Here is an 18,860-nt window from a genome sequence, read left to right as displayed (position 1 = left end):
GCGGCCCGGCCTTGCCGCAAGCAGCCCTTTGCCTCATGCCGGCCCTTGCCATGGCGCGCAGCCCCTGGCGGCGGCCGTATCGTTCTCAGGCTTCCTGCAGCGCCATTTCGAATCCGGCCTTGTTCCACTGCGCCACTTCGCCGCGCAGCGTATAGGCCGACAAGGGATGCTCGGCCAGCCACGAGCCGTTTACCCGTATGTGTATGCAGCGCGCGTCGGCGGCGATGGCCAGGGGCGGTTTTTCCAGATCCACGCGGCGCCGCGACAAGAGCACCGCCAGCCGCAGGCACAGCAGCGTCAGCCATTGCGCGCGCGTGGATTCGTGCGCGCGCAGCTTGTTCAGCTTGCCCTGGTGGCCCAGCGCCAGCCACGCCAGCAGGGCCTGTCCGTCATTCGAGAAGCCCGGCATGTCGGCATGCCCGAGGATGTAGGCGCTGTGCTTGTGATAGTCGGCGTGGGCGATCGACAGGCCGGTTTCGTGCAGCTCCGCGGCCCATTCCAGCGCGCGGGCCAGGTCGGGGCGTTCGTCTTCGGGTAGGTCGAGCTGTTCGAAGAAATGCAGGGCCAGTCCGCGCACGCGGTTGGCCTGCAGCATGTCGATGTGGTAGCGCTTGATGAATTGATGGACGGTCTGTTCGCGCTTGTCTTGGTCGGAATCGCGGCCCAGCAGGTCGTACAGCACGCCCATGCGCAGCGCGCCGTCGCCGGTGCGCATCAGCTTGATGTGCAGTTCGTCGAATGCGGCCAGCATGATCGCCAGGCCCGCGGCCAGTACTGGCGCGCGATCCGGCTTGAGCCCGGGCAGTTCGTCGATCAGCACGCGGCCGTCGCGTATCAGCTTGGCGCGCAGCTTTTCCAGCCCTTGCTGCGTGATGCCCTTGCTCGACATGCCGCCCTCGGTCAGGACGGCATACAGGCCCTTGGCCGTGCCCGAAGATCCGTAGGCCTCTTGCCAGCCGGTCTTGCGGTACGGCCACGAAATAGTCTCGAACTCGCGGCGTGCGGCCAGTTGCGCCTGCTCCATGCGCGCGGCCGTTACGCGGCCGTCGGGAAAATAGGCCTGCGCATAGCTGACACAGCCCAGGTACAAGGACGCCATGCGCAGCGGCTCGTAGCCGCGGCCGATGATCACTTCGGTGGAGCCGCCGCCGATGTCGATCACCAGGCGCTTGTTGGGCGAGGGCGGCAGTTCGTTGGCTACGCCGGAAAAGATCAGCCGCGCCTCTTCCTGCCCCGAAATGACCTCGATGGGAAAGCCCAGGGCGGCCTCGGCGCGCGGCAGCAATTGCGCGGCGTTGCGCGCCACGCGGAAAGTATTGGTGGCCACGGCGCGCACGCGGTTCGGGTGAAAGCCCGCGATGCGTTCGCCGAAGCGCTTGAGCACGGCGACGGCGCGATCCATGGCGTCCTGGTCGAGCATCTTGTCGGAGCCCAGGCCGGCGGCCAGGCGCACCGACTCTTTGAGGCGGTCGACGGCATAGATCTGGGCGCTGCCTTCGTGCTGTACGACCCGGCCTATGGACAGTCGGAAACTGTTCGAGCCGAGGTCGACCGCGGCGAGTAATTGATCCATGTCTTCCGGAGTCCGGTGGCGGAAATGCGGCAATTATAAGGATCTGCGTCCGCCGCGCGGGCGGTGTCGGCTTGCCGACACGCAAAATAGCCGTGCCTGAGTCAAGAAGTGTGCGGAAAGTGGGCAGAAGCCGCGTAATCTCTTAGACTGTCACAATAGTGAAGAAAATAGGGCGTAAAAGGAAAAACCTCGAAGATGGTGTAATGTACTGAGGTATAGGATAGCTGTATGTCTCCGGATGTTTCCGAACCAAGCCTGCTGAACCGCGAACTGTCCCTGCTGAAATTCAACGATAGGGTGCTCGCCCAGGCCGAGAGCGACGGCACGCCGCTACTCGAGCGGCTGCGCTACGTGTGCATCGTCAGCTCCAATCTCGACGAATTCTTCGAGATCCGTATTTCCAGCCTGAAAGAGCAGCAGCGCCAGAATTCGACGCTGGTGGGCGGCGACGGCCATACGCCCAACGAAGCCTTCGACCTGGTGCAGCGTGCCGCGCACCAGTTGGTAGAGCGCCAGAACCTGCTGCTGATGGGCGAAATACTGCCGTGTCTCCTGGCCGAGGGCATAGGCCTGCTCGAACCGGCCGGCTGGACAGACGCCTTGCGCGCCTGGGCGCACCAGACCTTCGAGCAGGACGTCATGCCCATGCTCACGCCCATAGGCCTGGATCCGGCGCATCCGTTTCCGCGCGTCTACAACAAAAGCCTGAATTTCATCGTCTCGCTGTCCGGCCAGGACGCGTTCGGGCGGCGCGCCTCGATTGCCGTGGTGCAGGCGCCGCGGGCGCTGCCGCGCCTGATCCGCGTGCCGCCGGACATAGCCGGCATCCCCGACGGCTATGTGCTGCTGACGGCCCTGATCGGCGCCTTCGTCGGTGAGCTGTTCCCGGGCCTGGAGATCCGCGGCTGCCACCAGTGGCGGGTCACGCGCAACAGCGACTTGTTCGTCGACGAGGAAGAAATCACCAATCTGCGCCAGGCGCTGCAGGGCGAGCTGTCGCAGCGCAACTTCGGCGCCGCGGTACGTCTCGAGATCGACCATCTGATGCCCGAAGATCTCGAAAGCTTTCTGCAGCGTGAATTTTCGCTCGAGGCGCGCGACACCTACCGCGTCATCGGGCCGGTGAATCTGTCGCGCCTGGTGCAGCTGTGCAGCGCGGTGCGGCGCCCCGATCTATTGTTTCCGGAATACCGGCCGAAGGTGCCGGCGCCCTTCGATGGACTGGGCGAGCCGCCCGACCCCAAGGCCTTGTTCGGCATCATCGCGCAGCGCGACCACCTGCTGCATCATCCCTACCAGTCGTTCCAGCCGGTGATCAGCTTCCTGACGGCGGCCGCGCGCGACCCTGACGTGGTGGCCATCAAGCAGACCATCTACCGCACCGGCGAAGATTCCGAGCTCATGCTGCTGCTGCTGAACGCGGCCAAGGCCGGCAAGGAAGTCACGGTGGTGGTGGAACTGATGGCGCGCTTCGACGAGCAGACCAACATCAACTGGGCGGCCAAGCTCGAAGCCGTGGGCGCCCACGTCAGCTACGGTGTGGTGGCGCACAAGACGCACGCCAAGATGGCGCTGGTGCTGCGCCGCGAGCAGGGCCGCATCCGCCGCTATGGGCACTTGGGCACCGGCAACTATCACCTGCGCACCAGCACGCTGTACACCGATTTCGGGCTGCTTACCGCCAACCCTAAAATCTGCGAAGACATGGACAAGGTGTTTTCGCTGCTGACCGGGCTGGGCGCGCGCCGGCCGCTGAAGACGCTGCTGCAGTCGCCCTTTACCCTGCACGAGACCATCGTGGCGCTGATTCGCGCCGAGGCGATCAACGCCAGGGCGGGCAAGAAGGCGCGCATCATGGCCAAGATGAACTCGCTGCTCGAGCCCGTGGTCATCGACGAGCTCTACAAGGCCAGCCAGGCGGGCGTAGGCATCGACCTGATCGTGCGCGGCGCCTGCGCGCTGCGGGCCGGCGTGCCGGGCCTGTCGGAAAACATCCAGGTGCGTTCGATCATCGGGCGCTTCCTCGAGCATTCCCGCGCCTTTTATTTCCATGCCGACGGCGCCGAGCAGGTCTACCTGGCCTCGGCCGACTGGATGGATCGCAATTTCTTCCGGCGCGTGGAAGTGGCCTTCCCGGTGCTCGATGCGCAACTGAAGAAGCGTGTGATCACCGAGGCCTTCCGCTACTCGCTGCGCGACAATCAGCTGGCCTGGCGCGAAGAGCCCGACGGCAATTATGTGCGCGCGCGCAGCCGTGGCGCGGCATTCAACCTGCATCAGTACTTGATGAAAACGCTCGGGCCCTGAGCGCGCGGCGCGGCGTTGCGGCCGCAAGCTTGTCACAAGCATGTCATATCGGGCGTCTAGGATGGCGTCTGTGCAGGGCGGAAAGCCCGCACGACAGTCCATCTAATCAAGGATCCCCGATGTCCAAATATGTATTCACGCAAGCCCTGGCCGCCATCGCTCTCGGTTGCTCCGCAATGGCGCACGCCACCGACATTACCGGCGCCGGCTCCAGCTTCGTGTATCCGGTGATTTCCAAGTGGTCGGCCAGCTACGCCGAAAAAACGGGCAATCGCGTCAACTACCAGTCTATCGGCTCGGGCGGCGGCATCGCCCAGATCAAGGCCGGCACGGTCGATTTCGGCGCCTCCGACATGCCTCTGGACGAGGCCACGCTCGGCAAGTTCGGCCTGGGCCAGTTCCCCGATGTGATCGGCGGCATCGTGCCCGCCTTCAATGTGCAGGGCGTGGAGGCCGGCAAGATGGTGTTGGACGGCCCGACGCTGGCCGACATCTACCTGGGCAAGATCACCAGCTGGGACGACCCGGCCATACGCAAGCTCAACCCCGATCTGAAACTGCCCGCTACCAAGATCACGGTAGTGCACCGTTCGGACGGTTCCGGCACCACCTATAACTTCACCAATTATCTGTCCAAGGTCAGCCCCGAGTGGAAATCCAAGGTCGGCGAGAACACCGCGGTGAACTGGCCGGCCGGCATCGGCGGCAAGGGCAACGAGGGCGTGTCGGCCTACATCAAGCAGATGCCCAATTCGCTGGGCTATGTCGAGTATGCCTACGCCCTGCAGAACCACATCGGCTATGCGGTCATGAAGAACGCCGCCGGCAAGGTGGTCAAGCCCATGACTGCCAGCTTCCAGGCCGCCGCGGCCACGGCCGACTGGGCGCATGCCAAGAACTTCAATCTGCTCATGACCAATGCTCCGGGCGACGATGCTTGGCCCATTACCGCGACATCCTGGGTGATCATGTACAAGCAGCCCAAGAACCAGGAAAAGTCCAAGGTCGCCCTCGACTTCTTCAAGTGGGCCTACGAGCACGGTCAGGATCAGGCGCGCTCGCTGGACTACGTGCCGCTGCCGGCCAGCCTGGTCGGGCAGATCGAGGCCTACTGGAAGTCCGAGTACCAGCAGTAAAGGCAATATCCGGGCCGCCGGGTGACGGGCCGCTGCGCGGTAGTACGAGCAGCGGCCGGTTTCGGCGCCATGGCGGTTCGGCGCGCGGCATCGCACGGCTTGTGCAATGCCCGCAAGCCCCCTTCCGACTACTGACTACTGTATGCAAGCTGCAAGAGCCGATACACTGGCCCCTCCTCTGGACGGGCACCCCCGCGCCCGGCTGCCGGCCGGCGGGGACGAAGACCGTACGCGCGCCGATGCGCGGCACGATGCGCTGTTCCGGCGGGTGTTGCGCGGCTGCGCGCTGCTGGTGCTGGCGGCGCTGCTGGGAGCCGCGCTGTCCACGCTGTGGGGCGGACGCGAAGTCTTGTTCGGGCAGGGGCTGCGCTTCCTGTCCAGCAGCGTATGGAACCCGGTTACCGACGAGTATGGCGCGCTGGCGCCGGTCTTCGGCACGCTGGTGACCTCGCTGATCGCCCTGGTGCTGGCGGTGCCCACGAGTTTCGGCATCGCTTTGTTCCTGACCGAAATCGCGCCGGCCTGGCTGCGCAGCCCGGTGGCCATGGCCATCGAGCTGCTGGCCAGCATTCCCTCGATCATCTACGGCATGTGGGGCCTGTTCGTCTTCGTGCCGTTCATGGCGCGCGTCGAGCCGGCGCTCAGCGCCACGCTGGGGCGCCTGCCGCTGGTGGGCGGCCTGTTCCAGGGGCCGCCGCTGGGCCTGGGGCTGCTTACCTCGGGCATCGTGCTGGCGGTGATGATCCTGCCTTTCATCTGCTCGGTCATGCGTGAGGTGTTCCAGACAGTGCCGACGCGACTGAAGGAATCGTCCTACGCGCTCGGTTCGACCACCTGGGAGGTGGTGTGGGACATCGTGCTGCCCTACACCCGTTCGGCGGTGATAGGCGGCATCTTCCTGGGGCTGGGCCGGGCACTGGGCGAGACCATGGCGGTCACCTTCGTGCTGGGCAATTCCTACGACATCACCAGCTCGCTGCTGATGCCGGGCACGTCGATCTCATCGAGCATCGCCAACGAATTCAACGAGGCGGTGGGTGTCCACCGCTCGGCGCTGATCGCCCTGGGCTTCCTGCTGTTCGTGGTGACCTTCGTGGTGCTGCTGGTGGCGCGCCTGATGCTGCGGCAACTGTCGAAACGGGAGGGCAACTGATGGCCGCCTCGATCTATCTGCGGCGCCGCTGCGTCAATTTGCTGGCGCTATTGCTGAGCGGCTGCGCGACCGCCCTGGGCCTGGCCTTTCTGGCCTGGATCCTGTGGGTGACGCTGAAGAACGGCCTGGGGGCGATCGGCCCGCGGCTGTTCACCAAGATCACGGCTTATGGCGATCAGGGCGGCCTGGCCAATGCCATAGTGGGCAGCCTCATCATGGACGCGATGGCTCTGGCGATCTGCGCGCCCATAGGCGTGCTGGCGGGCACCTACCTGGCCGAATACGCGCATCGCTCGAAGCTGGGCGCGACGATCCGCTTCCTCAACGACATACTGCTGTCGGCACCGTCCATCGTGCTGGGCTTGTTCGTGTACGTGATCGTGGTGCTGCCGATGTCGAATCTCAGCGGCGGTGCGTATTCGTTCTCGGGCGTGGCGGGTGCGGTGGCGCTGGCCTTGATCGGCTTGCCGGTGATCGTGCGCACCACTGACGAAATGTTGCAGCTGGTGCCGACCACCTTGCGCGAGGCCGCGCTGTCGCTGGGCATACCGCAATGGAAAATGACGGTGCAGGTGCTGATGCGCGCCGCCGCTTCGGGCATCGTCACCGGCGTGCTGCTGGCGCTGGCGCGGCTGGCCGGCGAGACCGCGCCGCTGCTGTTCACGGCTTTCGGCAACAACTTCATGGCATTGCATCCGCTGGACAAGATGGCCAGCCTGCCGGTGGCCATTTACCAATACACCAACGATCCCAACCCTTCGCTGCACGCGATCGCCTGGGCGGGCGCGCTGCTGATTGCGCTGTTCGTGCTGCTGCTGAGCCTGGCGACGCGCTTGCTGTTTTCGCGCAATAAGGTACATCATGATTGATCACGTCGCCGCCCGTGCGGCAGGCAAGGCCGCAGCCGCCGAGACGCGCACCAAGATTTCGGTGCACGACCTGAACTTCTACTACAACGGCTACCATGCCCTGCGGGGCATCGACATGGACATTCCCGAAAAGAAGGTCACCGCCATCATCGGGCCTTCGGGCTGCGGCAAGTCCACGCTGCTGCGCATCTTCAACCGCATCTACGCCATCTATCCGCGGCTCAACGCCACCGGCTCGGTGGCCCTGGACGGCGAAGACATCCTGGATCCGTCCTACTCCCTGAACCGCCTGCGCAGCAAGGTGGGGATGGTGTTCCAGAAGCCGGTGCCGTTTCCCATGACGATTTTCGAGAATGTCGCCTACGGCATCCGCCATCACGAGCGGCTGTCCAAGGCCGATATGTCGATCCGCGTAGAGCAGGCGCTGCGCGCGGCGGCCTTGTGGGACGAGGTGAAGGACAAGCTGGGGCGCAGTGCGCTGGGCTTGTCCGGAGGCCAGCAGCAGCGCCTGTGCATAGCGCGCGGTATTGCGCTCAGGCCCGAGGTGCTGCTGCTGGACGAGCCGACCTCGGCGCTGGATCCGATCGCCACCACGCGCATCGAGCAGCTGGTGGAGGAACTGAAGCACCAGTACACCATCGTCATCGTTACCCACAATATGCAGCAGGCGGCGCGCTGCTCGGACTACACGGCCTATATGTACCTGGGCGAACTTGTGGAGTTCGGCCTGACCGACCAGATCTTCATGAAGCCCGCGCGCAAGGAAACCGAAGACTATATCACCGGGCGCTTCGGCTGAAGGCCGTCGCCGTGGCTGCGCCCCGAGACCGCGGCGGGTGGTTGGGCCCGGGGGGCCGACCCCGGCCGGGTTCGTTGCGCCGGCCTGGCTAAGGGTGCCACGGCCGGAAGGGCCGCAGCGCTTGATTTAATTCCACTTGCCGCCGCTGCCGCCGATGCTGTAGCGCCCCGCGCCCAGCAGCGCCACGGCCAGACCGCAGAACAGGTAGAAATATTGCGTTTCGAGCTGCATGCCGCCGTTGCCGGCCAGGTGCCAGAGCTGGGCCGAATGCACCAGGGACAGGGCCACCAGCATATTGATGACCGCAAGCAGGCCTCCCAGGCGCGCATACACGCCCAATATCATTAGAATGGGAGCCAGCACCTCCCCGAGATAGACGGCCCAGCCGAAGAAATGCGGCAGACCGTGCGCGGCCACCATGCCGCTTATGCCGCCTACGCCGTGCACTATCTTGGATATGCCGTGGAATAGCAGCAAAATGCCTACGGTCAGGCGCAGCACCAGTTTACCCAGGTCGTCTTGCGAGCTTGCGGACATTGCTTGGTTCTCCATTGTGAATACAGGGAAGCCGCCGCCGGCGGCAGGCGGCCCATTATATAGAGCCATACGAAGCCAGGCCGCTACGGAGTGTGAGCAAGGGTACGCGGCCGCATGGCATAGGTGCGCGCGACGAGCTTGCTCTATGTTTCAAGGATGGTGTCGCAATAATTCAAACTTTCCCGCCCGAGCCCGTGGAATCATGTGGTTTTAGCGGTTTGGTGCCCTTTGCGCGGCTCTCGCGGGCTGAGCAAACGCGGCATTCCGCAGAGGGCCGGCTGCGCAATGCCGCTACAGCGGGCGCCGGCCGCCGGCTCAATAATCTTAAGGGGGTAACCATGCTGCTGGAAGAAATCTCGCGTTATGGTGCATGGCAGGGCCGCGAGGCGCTGCCGCCAGAGGTGCTGCACCACGCCAAGCGGGCCGTGCTGGACTGGCTGTCGGCCCTGTACCCGGGCACCCGCGTCGCCCCGGCGCTGCAGCTGGTGCAGTCGTGCGCCGAAGAGCTGGGCAGCGGCCGCTCCCGCCTGCCGGGGCGTGGCGCCACGGTCTTCGCCGCCACTGCCGCCTGGATCAACGGCAGTGCTTCGCACGCGGTGGAATTCGACGACATTTTCAAGGACGCCGTCTATCACCCGGGCTGCCCGGTGATTTCCGCCGCGCTGGCCGTGGCCGACCAGCTGGACGCCAGCGGCGAAGACATGCTGCGGGCCATCGTGGCCGGCTACGAAATCTCCACGCGCATCGGCGCGGCGGTTCAGCCCTCGCATTACCGTTACTTCCATACCACCGGCACGGTGGGCTGCCTGGGAGCCGCGGCCGCCACGGCGGCGCTGTGCGCGCCGGGCGATGCGGCAGTCATGGGGCACGCCATCGCCACCGCCGCCACCTTCGCCTCGGGCCTGCAGCAGGCGTTCCGGTCAGAGTCCATGACCAAGGCGCTGCACGCGGGCCACGCGGCCGAAGTAGGGGTGCGAGCGGGGCTCGCGGCACGGGCCGGGGTCACCGGGGCGCCCGACATCCTGGAAGGGGCGGCAGGCTTCGGCGCGGCCCTGTCGGACGGGGCAAACTGGAGCCGGGCCCTGGAGGGCCTGGGCACGGAATACAACATCACCCGCATCACCCAGAAGAACTACGCCTGCTGCGGCCATACTTTCGCCGCCATCGACGCCGCGCTGGCGGTGCGCGACGAGCATGGCCTGGCGCCGCGCGACATGCGCAAGATCCGTGTGGATACCTATCAGGTGGCGCTGGACGTCACTGGCAATTTCTCGCCGACCACGGTATTCGAGGCCAAGTTCAGCCTGCCCTATGTCGTGGCGCATGGCCTGTTGTACGGTTCGGTACGGCTCGACGCCTTCGGGCCGGATCATTTGGGCGACGCCGCCCTGCGCGAACTCATGGCCAAGATCGAGCTGCATGCCGATCCGGCCCTGACGGCGGCATTTCCCGCCGGCCGCGGGGCGCGCGTGCGCATCGAGACCGCGTCGGGCGCCGAGCATGAACAGTTGTTCCCATACCGCAAGGGGGATCCGCAGTGTCCCTTGAGCGATGCCGAACTCGAGGCCAAGTATCGCGAGCTGGTCGCGCCGGTGCTGGGGGCCGAGGCTGCGCAGCGCCTCAATGAGCAGGTGCGCGCGCTCGAGCGCTTGCCCGTGCGCGAATTGGCGCTGGGCTGACAGGCGCGCCCGCGCGCCGCACTTCCCGCCTCCTGCCCGAGCCGCACATACCCTCATCGAAACAATATTGGATGGTTTCATGCTTAGTCCCAACGTATCGGCTGCCTTGTTGTCGCCGCGCTCTGTTGCGCTGATAGGCGCTTCCACCGATCTCAGCAAGAACAGTGCCAGGCCGATGCGCTTCATGCGCAAGCATGGCTTCCAGGGCCGGGTGTACCTGGTCAATGCGCGCGGCGGCAGCGTCGGCGACGAGACCGTATACCCGTCCGTTCTGGACATTCCCGAGCCGATCGACCATGCCTTCGTCATGACGGCAGCCCGGCACGTCCCGCAAGTGCTGGCCGACTGTGCTCGCAAGGGCGTGCCCGTGGCCTCGATCTATTCGGACGGCTTCGCCGAGATCGGCCAGCAGGGCGCGCAGGCGCAGCGCGAGCTGATCGAGCAGGCGCGCCGCGACGGCCTGCGCGTGCTCGGCCCCAACAGCATCGGTACCGCCAATGCGCACACCGGCGGCGTGGTGTCGGTCAATGCAGTGTTCGAGATGGACGTGCTGCCGCGCGGCGACATCAGCCTGGTCTCGCAGAGCGGCTCCATGATGGGTTCGCTGCTGTCGCGCGCCGCGGCGCGCGGCTTCGGCTTCGCCAAGTCGGTGTCGGTGGGCAACGAGAGCGATATTTCCGTGGGCGAGGTGGTGGACAGCCTGGTGGACGACCCGGATACCCGGGTGATCCTGTTGTTCCTGGAAACCTTGCGCGACGCGCAGACCCTGGGCACGGCACTGGATCGTGCGCGCGCGGCCGGCAAGCCGGTAATCGCCTACAAGCTGGGGCGCTCCGAGCAGGGCGACGCCTTGTCGCAATCGCATACAGGCGCCATGGCGGGCAACGACGGGGCCATCGGCGCGTTTTTCTCGGCCCATGGCGTCATGCGCGTCAATGTGCTGGAGGCGCTGCTGGAACTGGCGCCGCTGGCGCGCGCCTATGCCGCCGCACGGCCCCGGCGCGGGGCCGCGAACTTGCGGCGCATCGCGGTCATCACCACCACCGGCGGCGGGGCCGCAACAGTGGTCGACAACCTGGGCCTGCGCGGCTTCACCGCCGTGGCGCCGCCCGCGGAATTCGTCACGCACATGGCCGGCCGCGGCCTGAACATACGCAGCACACCCGTCATCGACCTGACCCTGGCCGCCAGCAGCGCGCAGTACCTGGATCTGCTCGAACAGTTGCTGCAGGCCGACTGGTGCGATGCCGTATTGAGCGTGGTGGGCTCGTCGGCGCAGTTCCACCCGCAACTGGCGGTACGCCCCATACTCGAATGCGCCAAGCCGCCCGGGCGGCCGCTGGCGGCATTCCTCGCTCCCGAGGCCGGCGAGTCGCTGTCCATCCTGCTGGGCCATGGCATCGCGGCTTTCCGTACGCCCGAATCTTGCGCCGATGCGCTGGCGGCGTTCTTCGAGTCGCCCGACGAACCGATTTCCTGCGGCTCGCAGGCGGCCGTGTCCCTGCCCGACGAGCTGCCGCGCCACGGCCCGCTGAACGAGGCCGAGGCCGGCCTGCTGTTCCGTGCCCTGGGCATGCCCATGGCGCGCTCGCAGTGGCTGCGGCAGGCGGGGCAGGCGCATGACGTGGCTTATCCCGTGGCCGTGAAAGTGGTGTCGCGCGACATCCTGCACAAGACCGATGCAGGCGGCGTGCGTATCGGCCTGGCCGATGCCGAGGCCTTGTCCGCGGCGATGGAAAGCATGTCCGGGGACGTGGCCCGGGCCTGCCCGCAGGCGCGCCTGGAAGGCTTCCTGGTGCAGGCCATGGAGCGGGGCCTGATCGAGCTGATACTGGGCTATCGCCACGACCCGCTGGTCGGCCCGACGGTACTGCTGGGCGCCGGCGGCGTGACCGCCGAGCTGATGCCCGATTACGCCTTGCGCCTGGCGCCGGTAAGCCGCGAGCAAGCCATGGAAATGATCAACGAGGTACGCCACATCCAGCTGGTGCGCGGCTATCGTGGCCTGCCGCAGGCCGAACTCGGCCCCCTGGCCGACGCCGTGGCGGCTTTTTCCCGCCTGGCCTGCCTGCCCGGCCAGCCCGTGGCCGAGGCCGAGATCAATCCGCTGTTCGTGCAGCGCGACGCGGTGGTGGCCGTGGACGCGGTGGCAGTGTGGCGCGAAGAGGCTGGCGGCGTCGCGGAGGGCGTACAGCCGGCGGCATAGCCGCGAGCCTGTTTGCCCTATGAGCAGAGCCTCGAATCGAGGCATGATCATTAAGACGGGATCGCGGGTCTGGCCGAAAGGCCAATCCCGCGCTTATTCCTGCATTTCGTGCAGCAGGTGTTCCAGCAGCTTCCCCGCGTGGCCGTTGCCGCCTGATGTGGGCGATATGCAGATGTAGAACTGGCGTACGGCCCAGTCGTCCAGCAGCTTGATCAGCGTCAGCCCCATGGGGCCCAGATAATTGGCTGCGATGCGTTCCGGCACCACCGCAATTCCCAGGCCCTCGCGCACCATGTTGCAGCGGGTCTCGAAGTTCGACACCTGCAGCTTCACATTGGGCGGCCGGGACAGGCCGGGGCCTATGTACGACAGGAACTGTTCCAGCGAGTGGCGCGGGAAGTAGCCCAGCAGGTCATAGTCGAGCGCTTCTTCGAAATGGAGCTGATCGTAATGGCTGAGCGGATGGCCATTGGGCACCACCAGCCCCACGCGGTCTTTCTTGTATTGGTACGAAATGACGCCGGTAGCGGGCTGTTCGGCGTGGTAGATGCCGATATCGCCGCCGCCCGAGGCGATCAGGCGCGGTATGTCGTAGCTGTGGCTTTCAAGCAGGTCTATGCTGGTGTTGCGCCGCGCCGCGAGAAACGAGGCGATCGGCCCGGGCAGGAACTGCAGGCTGGTGGAAGGGTTGGCCAGCAGGCGGATGCGCGGCGTACCGTCGCTGGCATAGGCGGCGACGGCTTCTTCGGTTTGGTGCAGGTTGCGCAATATGAGCTTGGCGCGCTGGTACAGCATGTCGCCTACGGCGGTAGGCTCCACCCCCCGGCCGTGGCGTTCCAGCAAGCGCTTGCCGAGATGTTTTTCGAGATCGCTGATGCGCTTGCTGATGGCCGAGGTGACGAGGTTCTCGCGTTCGCCGGCTTTCGACAGGCTTTGCTCTTCGACGGCGGCGACGAAAATCTCGAGCGCGGCGGTGTCCAGTTTTTTCATTGGAATTACGTGGCGACGGCCGCGGCTGCGCGGCCGGCTGTACATGAATTCCATAAGTATAAGCAGTCTGGGAAGATTCTGACGGAGCGGGGGCTTGTAGGGCTATGTCTGCCGCATGGGCAAGACTTCCAGGCCCCGCCTGCCTGCGGGTATCAGCTTGGCTGTATGCCCAGGCCCTTGATCAGCTTGCCGCTTTCGACGATGTCCTGCTGATAGACCTTGTTGTATTCCTCGGGCGTCAGGCGCGTCGGTTCCGCGCCCATGGAGGCGAGCTGGTCGACCCCTTCTTTGGAGTTCATGGCCTGAGTGATGGCCTTGTTCAGCTTGTCGACGATCGCGGCCGGCGTGCCCTTGGGAGCCAGCACGCCATACCACGCAGAGGGGGCAAAGCCTTTCACCCCCAGTTGCTCGAAGGTCGGCACGCCGGGCAGCAGCGGATAGGGCTTCTCGCTACCCACCGCGAACGCGCGCACCTTGCCTTTTTGCAACTGGCCCTGCACCGTGCCCAGCGTGGCAAACGAGCAGTCGACACGGCCCGCCAGCATATCCATCAGGCCGGCGGCGCCGCCTTTGTAGGGTACGTGCAGCATTTTATAGCCGGTCTTTTCCATGAATTCTTCTGCGGCCAGGTGCGGATCGGATCCGATGCCGGAAGAAAACACGGTGTACTTGTCCGGCGCCGCCTTGACCTGCTGCATGAATTCGGCATAGTTCTTGGCCTTGACCGACGGGCCGACCACCAGCACGTTGGGCATCTTCAGCAGCATCGCGACAGGCACCAGATCCTTGGCCGTGTCGTAAGGTACTTTCTTGTGCAGGTACTGGATATTGACCATGCTTTGGGTACCCAGCAGCAAGGTATAGCCGTCGGGGGCGGCGTGCGCCACATTGTTGATGGCAATGGTGCCATTGGCGCCGCCCTGGTTCATGACGATGAACTTGGCCTGGGGCCAGACTTTCTCCAGGCCGGCGGCCAGGATGCGGGCGGCGTGATCGGATGGCCCGCCTGCCGGAAAGCCCACCAGAATGTTGATCGGCCTGGATGTCGGGTAGTCCGCGGCTTGGCCGGCTGCGGGCAGCGCCGCGCCGGCGATGGCCAGCAGGCTGGCAAATAGTACATTCGTGATACTGTGCGTGGGGATACGCATGCTGTCCGTCTCCTGTGTGTTGATCAGGGTTCCCAGTCTAGAACCGGCGGCCGGCATGGTTTTTATAAATACTGAACCTATGGTTTCCAAATATAGAAAACGAGCGACAAGCTGAACGGCGCGCCGCGCGTGTCAGCGCTAGCCGTCTTGCGGGCACGCGCCACGCCGCCAGCGCCTGGCGCTGCGCATGGGAAGGGGATTCAGCGCGTGCCGCCGGTCAGCCGGGCGTCTGGTCGAACACGACGGCAATGGCATCGGCCACTTTCTCGAGCCAGACGAATTGCAGCGACGCGCGCGCCTGCTCGGGGATGTCTTCGAGGTCTTTGCGGTTGCGCGCGGGCAGCAGCACGGTCTTGATGCCGGCCTGCATGGCGGCTAGCACTTTTTCCTTGATGCCTCCCACGGGCAGCACCAGGCCGCGCAGGCTGATCTCGCCTGTCATGGCGCAATCGTGCCGCACGGGCTGGTTGCGGGCCATGGAGGCCAGCGCCACGAACATCGCCACGCCGGCGCTGGGGCCGTCCTTGGGTACTGCGCCGGCCGGCACGTGCACATGTATGTCGCTGTGCTCGAACATCTGCTGGTCGACCTGGAATTCGGCGGCGTGCGCCTTGAGCAGCGTCAGCGCGGCCTGGGCGCTTTCCTTCATGACATCGCCCAGCTGGCCGGTGAGCATCAGCCTGCCATTGCCCGGCGTGCGGCTGGCCTCGATGAACAGTATGTCGCCGCCCACCGGCGTCCAGGCCAGGCCCGTGGCCACGCCCGGCATGCTGGTGCGCATCGCCAGCTCGCTTTCGTATTTCTCGGGGCCGAGGCTGGCCTGCAGGTCGCCGACGTCGATGCGCACGTGCTGCGCCGAGCCCTCGGCGATTTGCATTGCCGCATGGCGCAAGGCACTGCCGATTTCGCGTTCGAGATTGCGCACCCCGGCCTCGCGCGTGTAGCCATGGATAATGGCCTGTATCGCGGCGTCGGTGATCTCGCACTGCTGCGCCGTGAGCCCGTTGGCCTCGAGCTGGCGCCCGACCAGGTAGCGTCGCGCTATCTGCTGCTTTTCCTGTTCGGTATAGCCGGTGAGGGCAATGATTTCCATGCGGTCGCGCAGGGGCCCCGGCACGGTGTCGAGCATATTGGCGGTGCAGATGAAGAATACCTGCGACAGGTCGAAGGGCACGCCCAGGTAGTTGTCGCGGAAACTCGAATTTTGTTCGGGGTCGAGCACTTCCAGCAGCGCCGAGGCCGGGTCGCCCTGTATGCCCGAACCCAGCTTGTCGACTTCGTCGAGCATCATCACGCAGTTGCGCGCCCCGGCCTTGTGCAGGGCCTGGATGATGTTGCCGGGCAGCGCACCTATGTATGTGCGGCGGTGGCCGCGGATCTCGGCCTCGTCGTGTACCCCGCCCAGGCTGACGCGGGCGAATTTGCGGCCGGTGGCGCGGGCGATGCTCTGGCCCAGCGAGGTCTTGCCCACCCCCGGCGGCCCGACGAAGCACAGTATGGGGCTTTTGCCCTTGGGGTTGAGCTTGCGCACCGCCAGGTATTCCAGGATGCGGCGCTTGATCTTTTCCAGGCCGTAGTGGTCTTCGTCCAGAATGGCGCGGGCGTGGGCGATGTCTATGCTGTCTTCGGTCTGTGTCGACCACGGCAGTTCGGTGAGCCAGTCCAGGTAGGTGCGCAGCATGGAGTATTCGGCCGAGCCGTCAGACATGTGCTGCAGCCGCTTCAGTTCCTTGCGTGCGTGCGTTTCCACATCCGGCGGCATGCCGGCCTTGGCGATGCGCGCCTCGACCTCGGCAATCTCGGCGCCGTTGCCCTCGGTTTCGCCGAGCTGGTTCTGGATGGTCTTGAGTTGCTCGCGCAGCAGCACTTCGCGCTGCCGGTCTTCGAAGCGTTCTTTGGTGCGCTGGTCTATGTCGTGGCTGATGCGCAGCACTTCCAGAAAGTGCACCACCTGATCGAGCACCTTGTCCAGGCGCGCCTGCAGATCGAAGGTTTCGAGTATTTTCTGCTTGTCTTCGGGCTTCAGATCCATCAGTCCGGCGACGAAGTCGGCCAGCAGGGCGGGCGAGGCGATGTTCTGCAGCGTGGCGCCCAGTTCCGCCGGCGCCTGCGGCAGCAACTGCAGGATTTCGGCGGCGCGCGCCTTGAGCTGCAGCATGCGGGCCTCGATGTCGGGGCCGCTGCCTTGCGGTTCGGGGTGGCGTTCTACCTGGGCCACCAAGTAGGGATAGCCCTCGAGGAATTCGGCGGCCCGGAAGCGCTGTTCGCCCTGGCAGATGATGTGGTGCGTGCCGTCAGGCGTCGTGACATAGCGCAATATATTGGCTACCGTGCCGATCTGGTACAGATCCGCGGGGGAGGGGGCTTCGGCCTGCGTGTTTTTCTGCAGCAGTATGCCCACCTGCCGGCCGGCGCGCGCGGCCTCTTGGGCGGCCAGCATGGCGCCCTCGTGTTCGATCGCAATAGGCGCAGCCAGGCCCGGAAACAGCACCAGGCCGCGTACCGGAATGATGATGAGCGCGCCCGCCGGCAATGGCAGGGCTTCGGCCTGCGTGGGCTTGTCGCCCTCGGCGGCGGGAGGGCTGGGAGATTCGGCGCGGGATTCGGCTTTGGGTGTTTGACTGTCCATGGCGGTTCATCCCTTCTGCGTCAGCTCAGTCTTAATAGATCCAGCTGCAGGCAGCCGTTGGCAAGCTGCGACTCGCGGATCTCGAACTGGCCGGCAGGCAGCGCTATGCGCCGCTCGAAGCGGCCGTAAGGAATCTCGATGCGCCGGATGCGCGACCCGGGCGCCGCGGGCAGGGGGCGTTCTCCCACCACCAGCAGGGCGTCGCCGTCGATCACGACCTTGACATGCGCGGGGTCGACTCCGGGCAGGGCCACCTGCACATGCAGGTGCAGGCCGGTTTCGAATACATCGATGGGCGGTTCCCAGGCAGGGCCGGAGGCCGGGTCGGGGCGTAGGTGAAAGAATTGCCGATGCAGGCGATCGGCCCGTTCAAGCAGTGTGACGGCATCGACCCACATCGTGTCGGATGGCTTGCGAAAAGTCATGAATCGCGTCCTTGTTTCCGAACCTGTGCGATTCATTATACGCGTGGCATCTCCGTTCCCGGCATAGCCGGCAATGTCCCGGTTGGCGTGGCGATATCAGCATTCATATTGGCGGGGCGCCGCCTGCTGAGCCATTGGGTGCTGCGTTGAACAAGCCGCTGATGTTGACGGTCATGATCGAGTCGGAAGAAGGCTTGGCCAATATCGAAGAGATCGCCGCTACGGAGGGAGTGGATGTCATATCCGTGGGAACCAGTGATCTCACCGGCTCCATGGGTGTGAACGGCGATTTTTCTCATCCTCGGGTGACGGAAGCGTGGCAGAAGATCGCTGCTGCGGCAAAAAGACACGGGAAAGGGTTGAGGTTGGGTGGGGTAAAGAAGCCTGATTCTGTTCTAATTAGAACTAATTCCATTGGATGGAATTTCGTGGTTGAACGGAAATATTCCACGCTAAAATCGGCAAAAGATCTCAGGCCACCTCTCCACGGTGGCTCGCGGGCCGACGGAGGAGAGATGGAAAGAGCTACCACCAGGTTGCGGAGTATTGTTGCGCGCTCGAAATTGACAATGGCACCCGGCGTTGCCGATGCGATGGCCGCGCGGGTTGTTGCCAAAGAGGGCTATGAGGCCCTTTATATGACGGGTAGCGGCACGGCAGCCGTGCGTATCGGCCTGCCGGATGTGGGCCTGCTCACGATGACGGAAATGGTCGACAACGCCGAACGTATTGCCGACGCGGCCGAAATTCCTTTGATCGCCGACGCCGATACTGGCTACGGCAACCCCTTGAACGTGATGCGTACGGTGCGCGCCTACGAGCGCGCGGGCGTTGCCGCGATCCACATTGAAGACCAGGAATGGCCCAAGCGCTGCGGGCACTTTGCCGGCAAGGCGCTGATTCCGGCCGAAGAAATGGAAAACAAAATCAAGGCGGCGGTCGATGCGCGCCATGATTCCGATTTCATGATTATTGCCCGCACCGACGCGTATTCGGTGGAAGGCTATGACGCCGCCTTAGAGCGTGCTGCACGCTATGTCGAAGCCGGCGCCGATGTGATCTTCGTGGAAGAGCTGCGCACAGTCGAGCAGCTCGCGCAGGTGCCGCAGCGTTTTGGCGTACCGGCTTTGTACAACATGGGTGGAAGCGGCAAGACGCCGTTTCTTACCGCAGCCGAAATCGAGGCCTTGGGCTTTCGTCTGGTCATTTATCCGAACTTCATCATGCGCGCCGCCATTGCCGCCATGCAGAATGTGCTGCGCGAGCTGAAATCCACGGGCTCGCTTGAAGAAGTCCTTAAAAATATCTCTGGCTATGACGAGCGCCACGAGCTGCTCAAGCTGCCCGAAATGATCGAGCTGCAACGAAAATACGGCATCAGCGCGGTGCGCTACGGCAAGGGATCCTGA

At 64.9% G+C, this 18,860-nt stretch carries 14 protein-coding genes; 8 read left to right on the top strand and 6 right to left on the bottom strand.

Annotated features, from left to right (window positions below):
- Positions 1-85: 85 nt before the first annotated feature.
- A complete protein-coding gene (gene ppx, locus CEY11_RS11365) occupies positions 86-1,573 on the bottom strand; it encodes an exopolyphosphatase (protein WP_088603506.1) in 1,488 nt (495 codons plus the stop codon).
- 228 nt (positions 1,574-1,801) lie between these two features.
- On the opposite strand from ppx, the gene ppk1 reads away from it, so the two are divergent.
- From ppk1 to pstB, 5 genes are all read left to right on the top strand, one after another.
- Positions 1,802-3,880 carry a polyphosphate kinase 1 gene (ppk1, locus tag CEY11_RS11360; protein ID WP_088603505.1) on the top strand — a complete coding sequence of 693 codons (2,079 nt, stop codon included), beginning with the start codon at positions 1,802-1,804 and terminating at the stop codon, positions 3,878-3,880.
- A 119-nt stretch (positions 3,881-3,999) separates the two neighbouring features.
- Positions 4,000-5,016, top strand: a complete 1,017-nt coding sequence (pstS, locus tag CEY11_RS11355; RefSeq protein ID WP_088603504.1) for a phosphate ABC transporter substrate-binding protein PstS — start codon at positions 4,000-4,002, stop codon at positions 5,014-5,016.
- Positions 5,017-5,158: 142 nt separating this feature from the next.
- Complete coding sequence (pstC, locus tag CEY11_RS11350; protein ID WP_198958884.1) at positions 5,159-6,169, top strand: phosphate ABC transporter permease subunit PstC; 1,011 nt, start codon at positions 5,159-5,161, stop codon at positions 6,167-6,169.
- On the top strand, positions 6,169-7,038 hold the full coding sequence (gene pstA, locus CEY11_RS11345) for a phosphate ABC transporter permease PstA (protein ID WP_088603503.1): 870 nt from the start codon (positions 6,169-6,171) through the stop codon (positions 7,036-7,038). Before pstC ends, pstA begins: the two co-directional genes overlap by 1 nt.
- Positions 7,031-7,837, top strand: a complete 807-nt coding sequence (pstB, locus tag CEY11_RS11340; protein ID WP_088603502.1) for a phosphate ABC transporter ATP-binding protein PstB — start codon at positions 7,031-7,033, stop codon at positions 7,835-7,837. The genes pstA and pstB overlap by 8 nt, the downstream gene beginning before the upstream one ends.
- A gap of 126 nt (positions 7,838-7,963) precedes the next feature.
- On the opposite strand, the gene CEY11_RS11335 is transcribed toward pstB, so the two are convergent.
- Positions 7,964-8,374, bottom strand: coding sequence for a DoxX family protein (locus CEY11_RS11335; RefSeq protein WP_088603501.1), 411 nt, complete (start codon positions 8,372-8,374; stop codon positions 7,964-7,966).
- A gap of 338 nt (positions 8,375-8,712) precedes the next feature.
- On the opposite strand from CEY11_RS11335, the gene CEY11_RS11330 reads away from it, so the two are divergent.
- A complete protein-coding gene (locus CEY11_RS11330) occupies positions 8,713-10,053 on the top strand; it encodes an MmgE/PrpD family protein (RefSeq protein ID WP_088603500.1) in 1,341 nt (446 codons plus the stop codon).
- A gap of 79 nt (positions 10,054-10,132) precedes the next feature.
- Positions 10,133-12,259: an acetate--CoA ligase family protein gene (locus CEY11_RS11325; RefSeq protein ID WP_088603499.1), complete on the top strand. Its 2,127-nt coding sequence runs from the start codon at positions 10,133-10,135 to the stop codon at positions 12,257-12,259.
- A 93-nt stretch (positions 12,260-12,352) separates the two neighbouring features.
- On the opposite strand, the gene CEY11_RS11320 is transcribed toward CEY11_RS11325, so the two are convergent.
- The 4 genes from CEY11_RS11320 to CEY11_RS11305 form a co-directional block, all read right to left on the bottom strand.
- Positions 12,353-13,249: a LysR family transcriptional regulator gene (locus tag CEY11_RS11320; RefSeq protein WP_088603656.1), complete on the bottom strand. Its 897-nt coding sequence runs from the start codon at positions 13,247-13,249 to the stop codon at positions 12,353-12,355.
- A 152-nt stretch (positions 13,250-13,401) separates the two neighbouring features.
- Positions 13,402-14,397, bottom strand: coding sequence for a Bug family tripartite tricarboxylate transporter substrate binding protein (locus CEY11_RS11315; protein WP_158215286.1), 996 nt, complete (start codon positions 14,395-14,397; stop codon positions 13,402-13,404).
- A gap of 217 nt (positions 14,398-14,614) precedes the next feature.
- Complete coding sequence (lon, locus tag CEY11_RS11310; protein ID WP_088603497.1) at positions 14,615-17,026, bottom strand: endopeptidase La; 2,412 nt, start codon at positions 17,024-17,026, stop codon at positions 14,615-14,617.
- Between the two features lie 20 nt (positions 17,027-17,046).
- Positions 17,047-17,451 carry an Hsp20/alpha crystallin family protein gene (locus CEY11_RS11305; RefSeq protein WP_088603496.1) on the bottom strand — a complete coding sequence of 135 codons (405 nt, stop codon included), beginning with the start codon at positions 17,449-17,451 and terminating at the stop codon, positions 17,047-17,049.
- Between the two features lie 146 nt (positions 17,452-17,597).
- Between CEY11_RS11305 and CEY11_RS11300 the strand changes: the two genes are divergently transcribed.
- Positions 17,598-18,860, top strand: a complete 1,263-nt coding sequence (locus tag CEY11_RS11300) for an aldolase/citrate lyase family protein (RefSeq protein ID WP_088603495.1) — start codon at positions 17,598-17,600, stop codon at positions 18,858-18,860.

The organism is Candidimonas nitroreducens, from assembly GCF_002209565.1.
Lineage (GTDB): Bacteria > Pseudomonadota > Gammaproteobacteria > Burkholderiales > Burkholderiaceae_B > Candidimonas > Candidimonas nitroreducens.
The sequence above is the reverse complement of the archived record's forward strand: the minus strand, read 5'-3'. Positions and strand labels throughout refer to the sequence as shown.

Excerpts from the sequence above, each read along its gene's own strand:
- ppx (WP_088603506.1), bottom strand. The coding sequence starts at position 1,573 with ATGGATCAATTACTCGCCGCGGTCGACCTCGGCTCGAACAGTTTCCGA.
- ppk1 (WP_088603505.1), top strand. The coding sequence starts at position 1,802 with ATGTCTCCGGATGTTTCCGAACCAAGCCTGCTGAACCGCGAACTGTCC.
- pstS (WP_088603504.1), top strand. The coding sequence starts at position 4,000 with ATGTCCAAATATGTATTCACGCAAGCCCTGGCCGCCATCGCTCTCGGT.
- pstC (WP_198958884.1), top strand. The coding sequence starts at position 5,159 with ATGCAAGCTGCAAGAGCCGATACACTGGCCCCTCCTCTGGACGGGCAC.
- pstA (WP_088603503.1), top strand. The coding sequence starts at position 6,169 with ATGGCCGCCTCGATCTATCTGCGGCGCCGCTGCGTCAATTTGCTGGCG.
- pstB (WP_088603502.1), top strand. The coding sequence starts at position 7,031 with ATGATTGATCACGTCGCCGCCCGTGCGGCAGGCAAGGCCGCAGCCGCC.
- CEY11_RS11335 (WP_088603501.1), bottom strand. The coding sequence starts at position 8,374 with ATGTCCGCAAGCTCGCAAGACGACCTGGGTAAACTGGTGCTGCGCCTG.
- CEY11_RS11330 (WP_088603500.1), top strand. The coding sequence starts at position 8,713 with ATGCTGCTGGAAGAAATCTCGCGTTATGGTGCATGGCAGGGCCGCGAG.
- CEY11_RS11325 (WP_088603499.1), top strand. The coding sequence starts at position 10,133 with ATGCTTAGTCCCAACGTATCGGCTGCCTTGTTGTCGCCGCGCTCTGTT.
- CEY11_RS11320 (WP_088603656.1), bottom strand. The coding sequence starts at position 13,249 with ATGAAAAAACTGGACACCGCCGCGCTCGAGATTTTCGTCGCCGCCGTC.
- CEY11_RS11315 (WP_158215286.1), bottom strand. The coding sequence starts at position 14,397 with ATGCGTATCCCCACGCACAGTATCACGAATGTACTATTTGCCAGCCTG.
- lon (WP_088603497.1), bottom strand. The coding sequence starts at position 17,026 with ATGGACAGTCAAACACCCAAAGCCGAATCCCGCGCCGAATCTCCCAGC.
- CEY11_RS11305 (WP_088603496.1), bottom strand. The coding sequence starts at position 17,451 with ATGACTTTTCGCAAGCCATCCGACACGATGTGGGTCGATGCCGTCACA.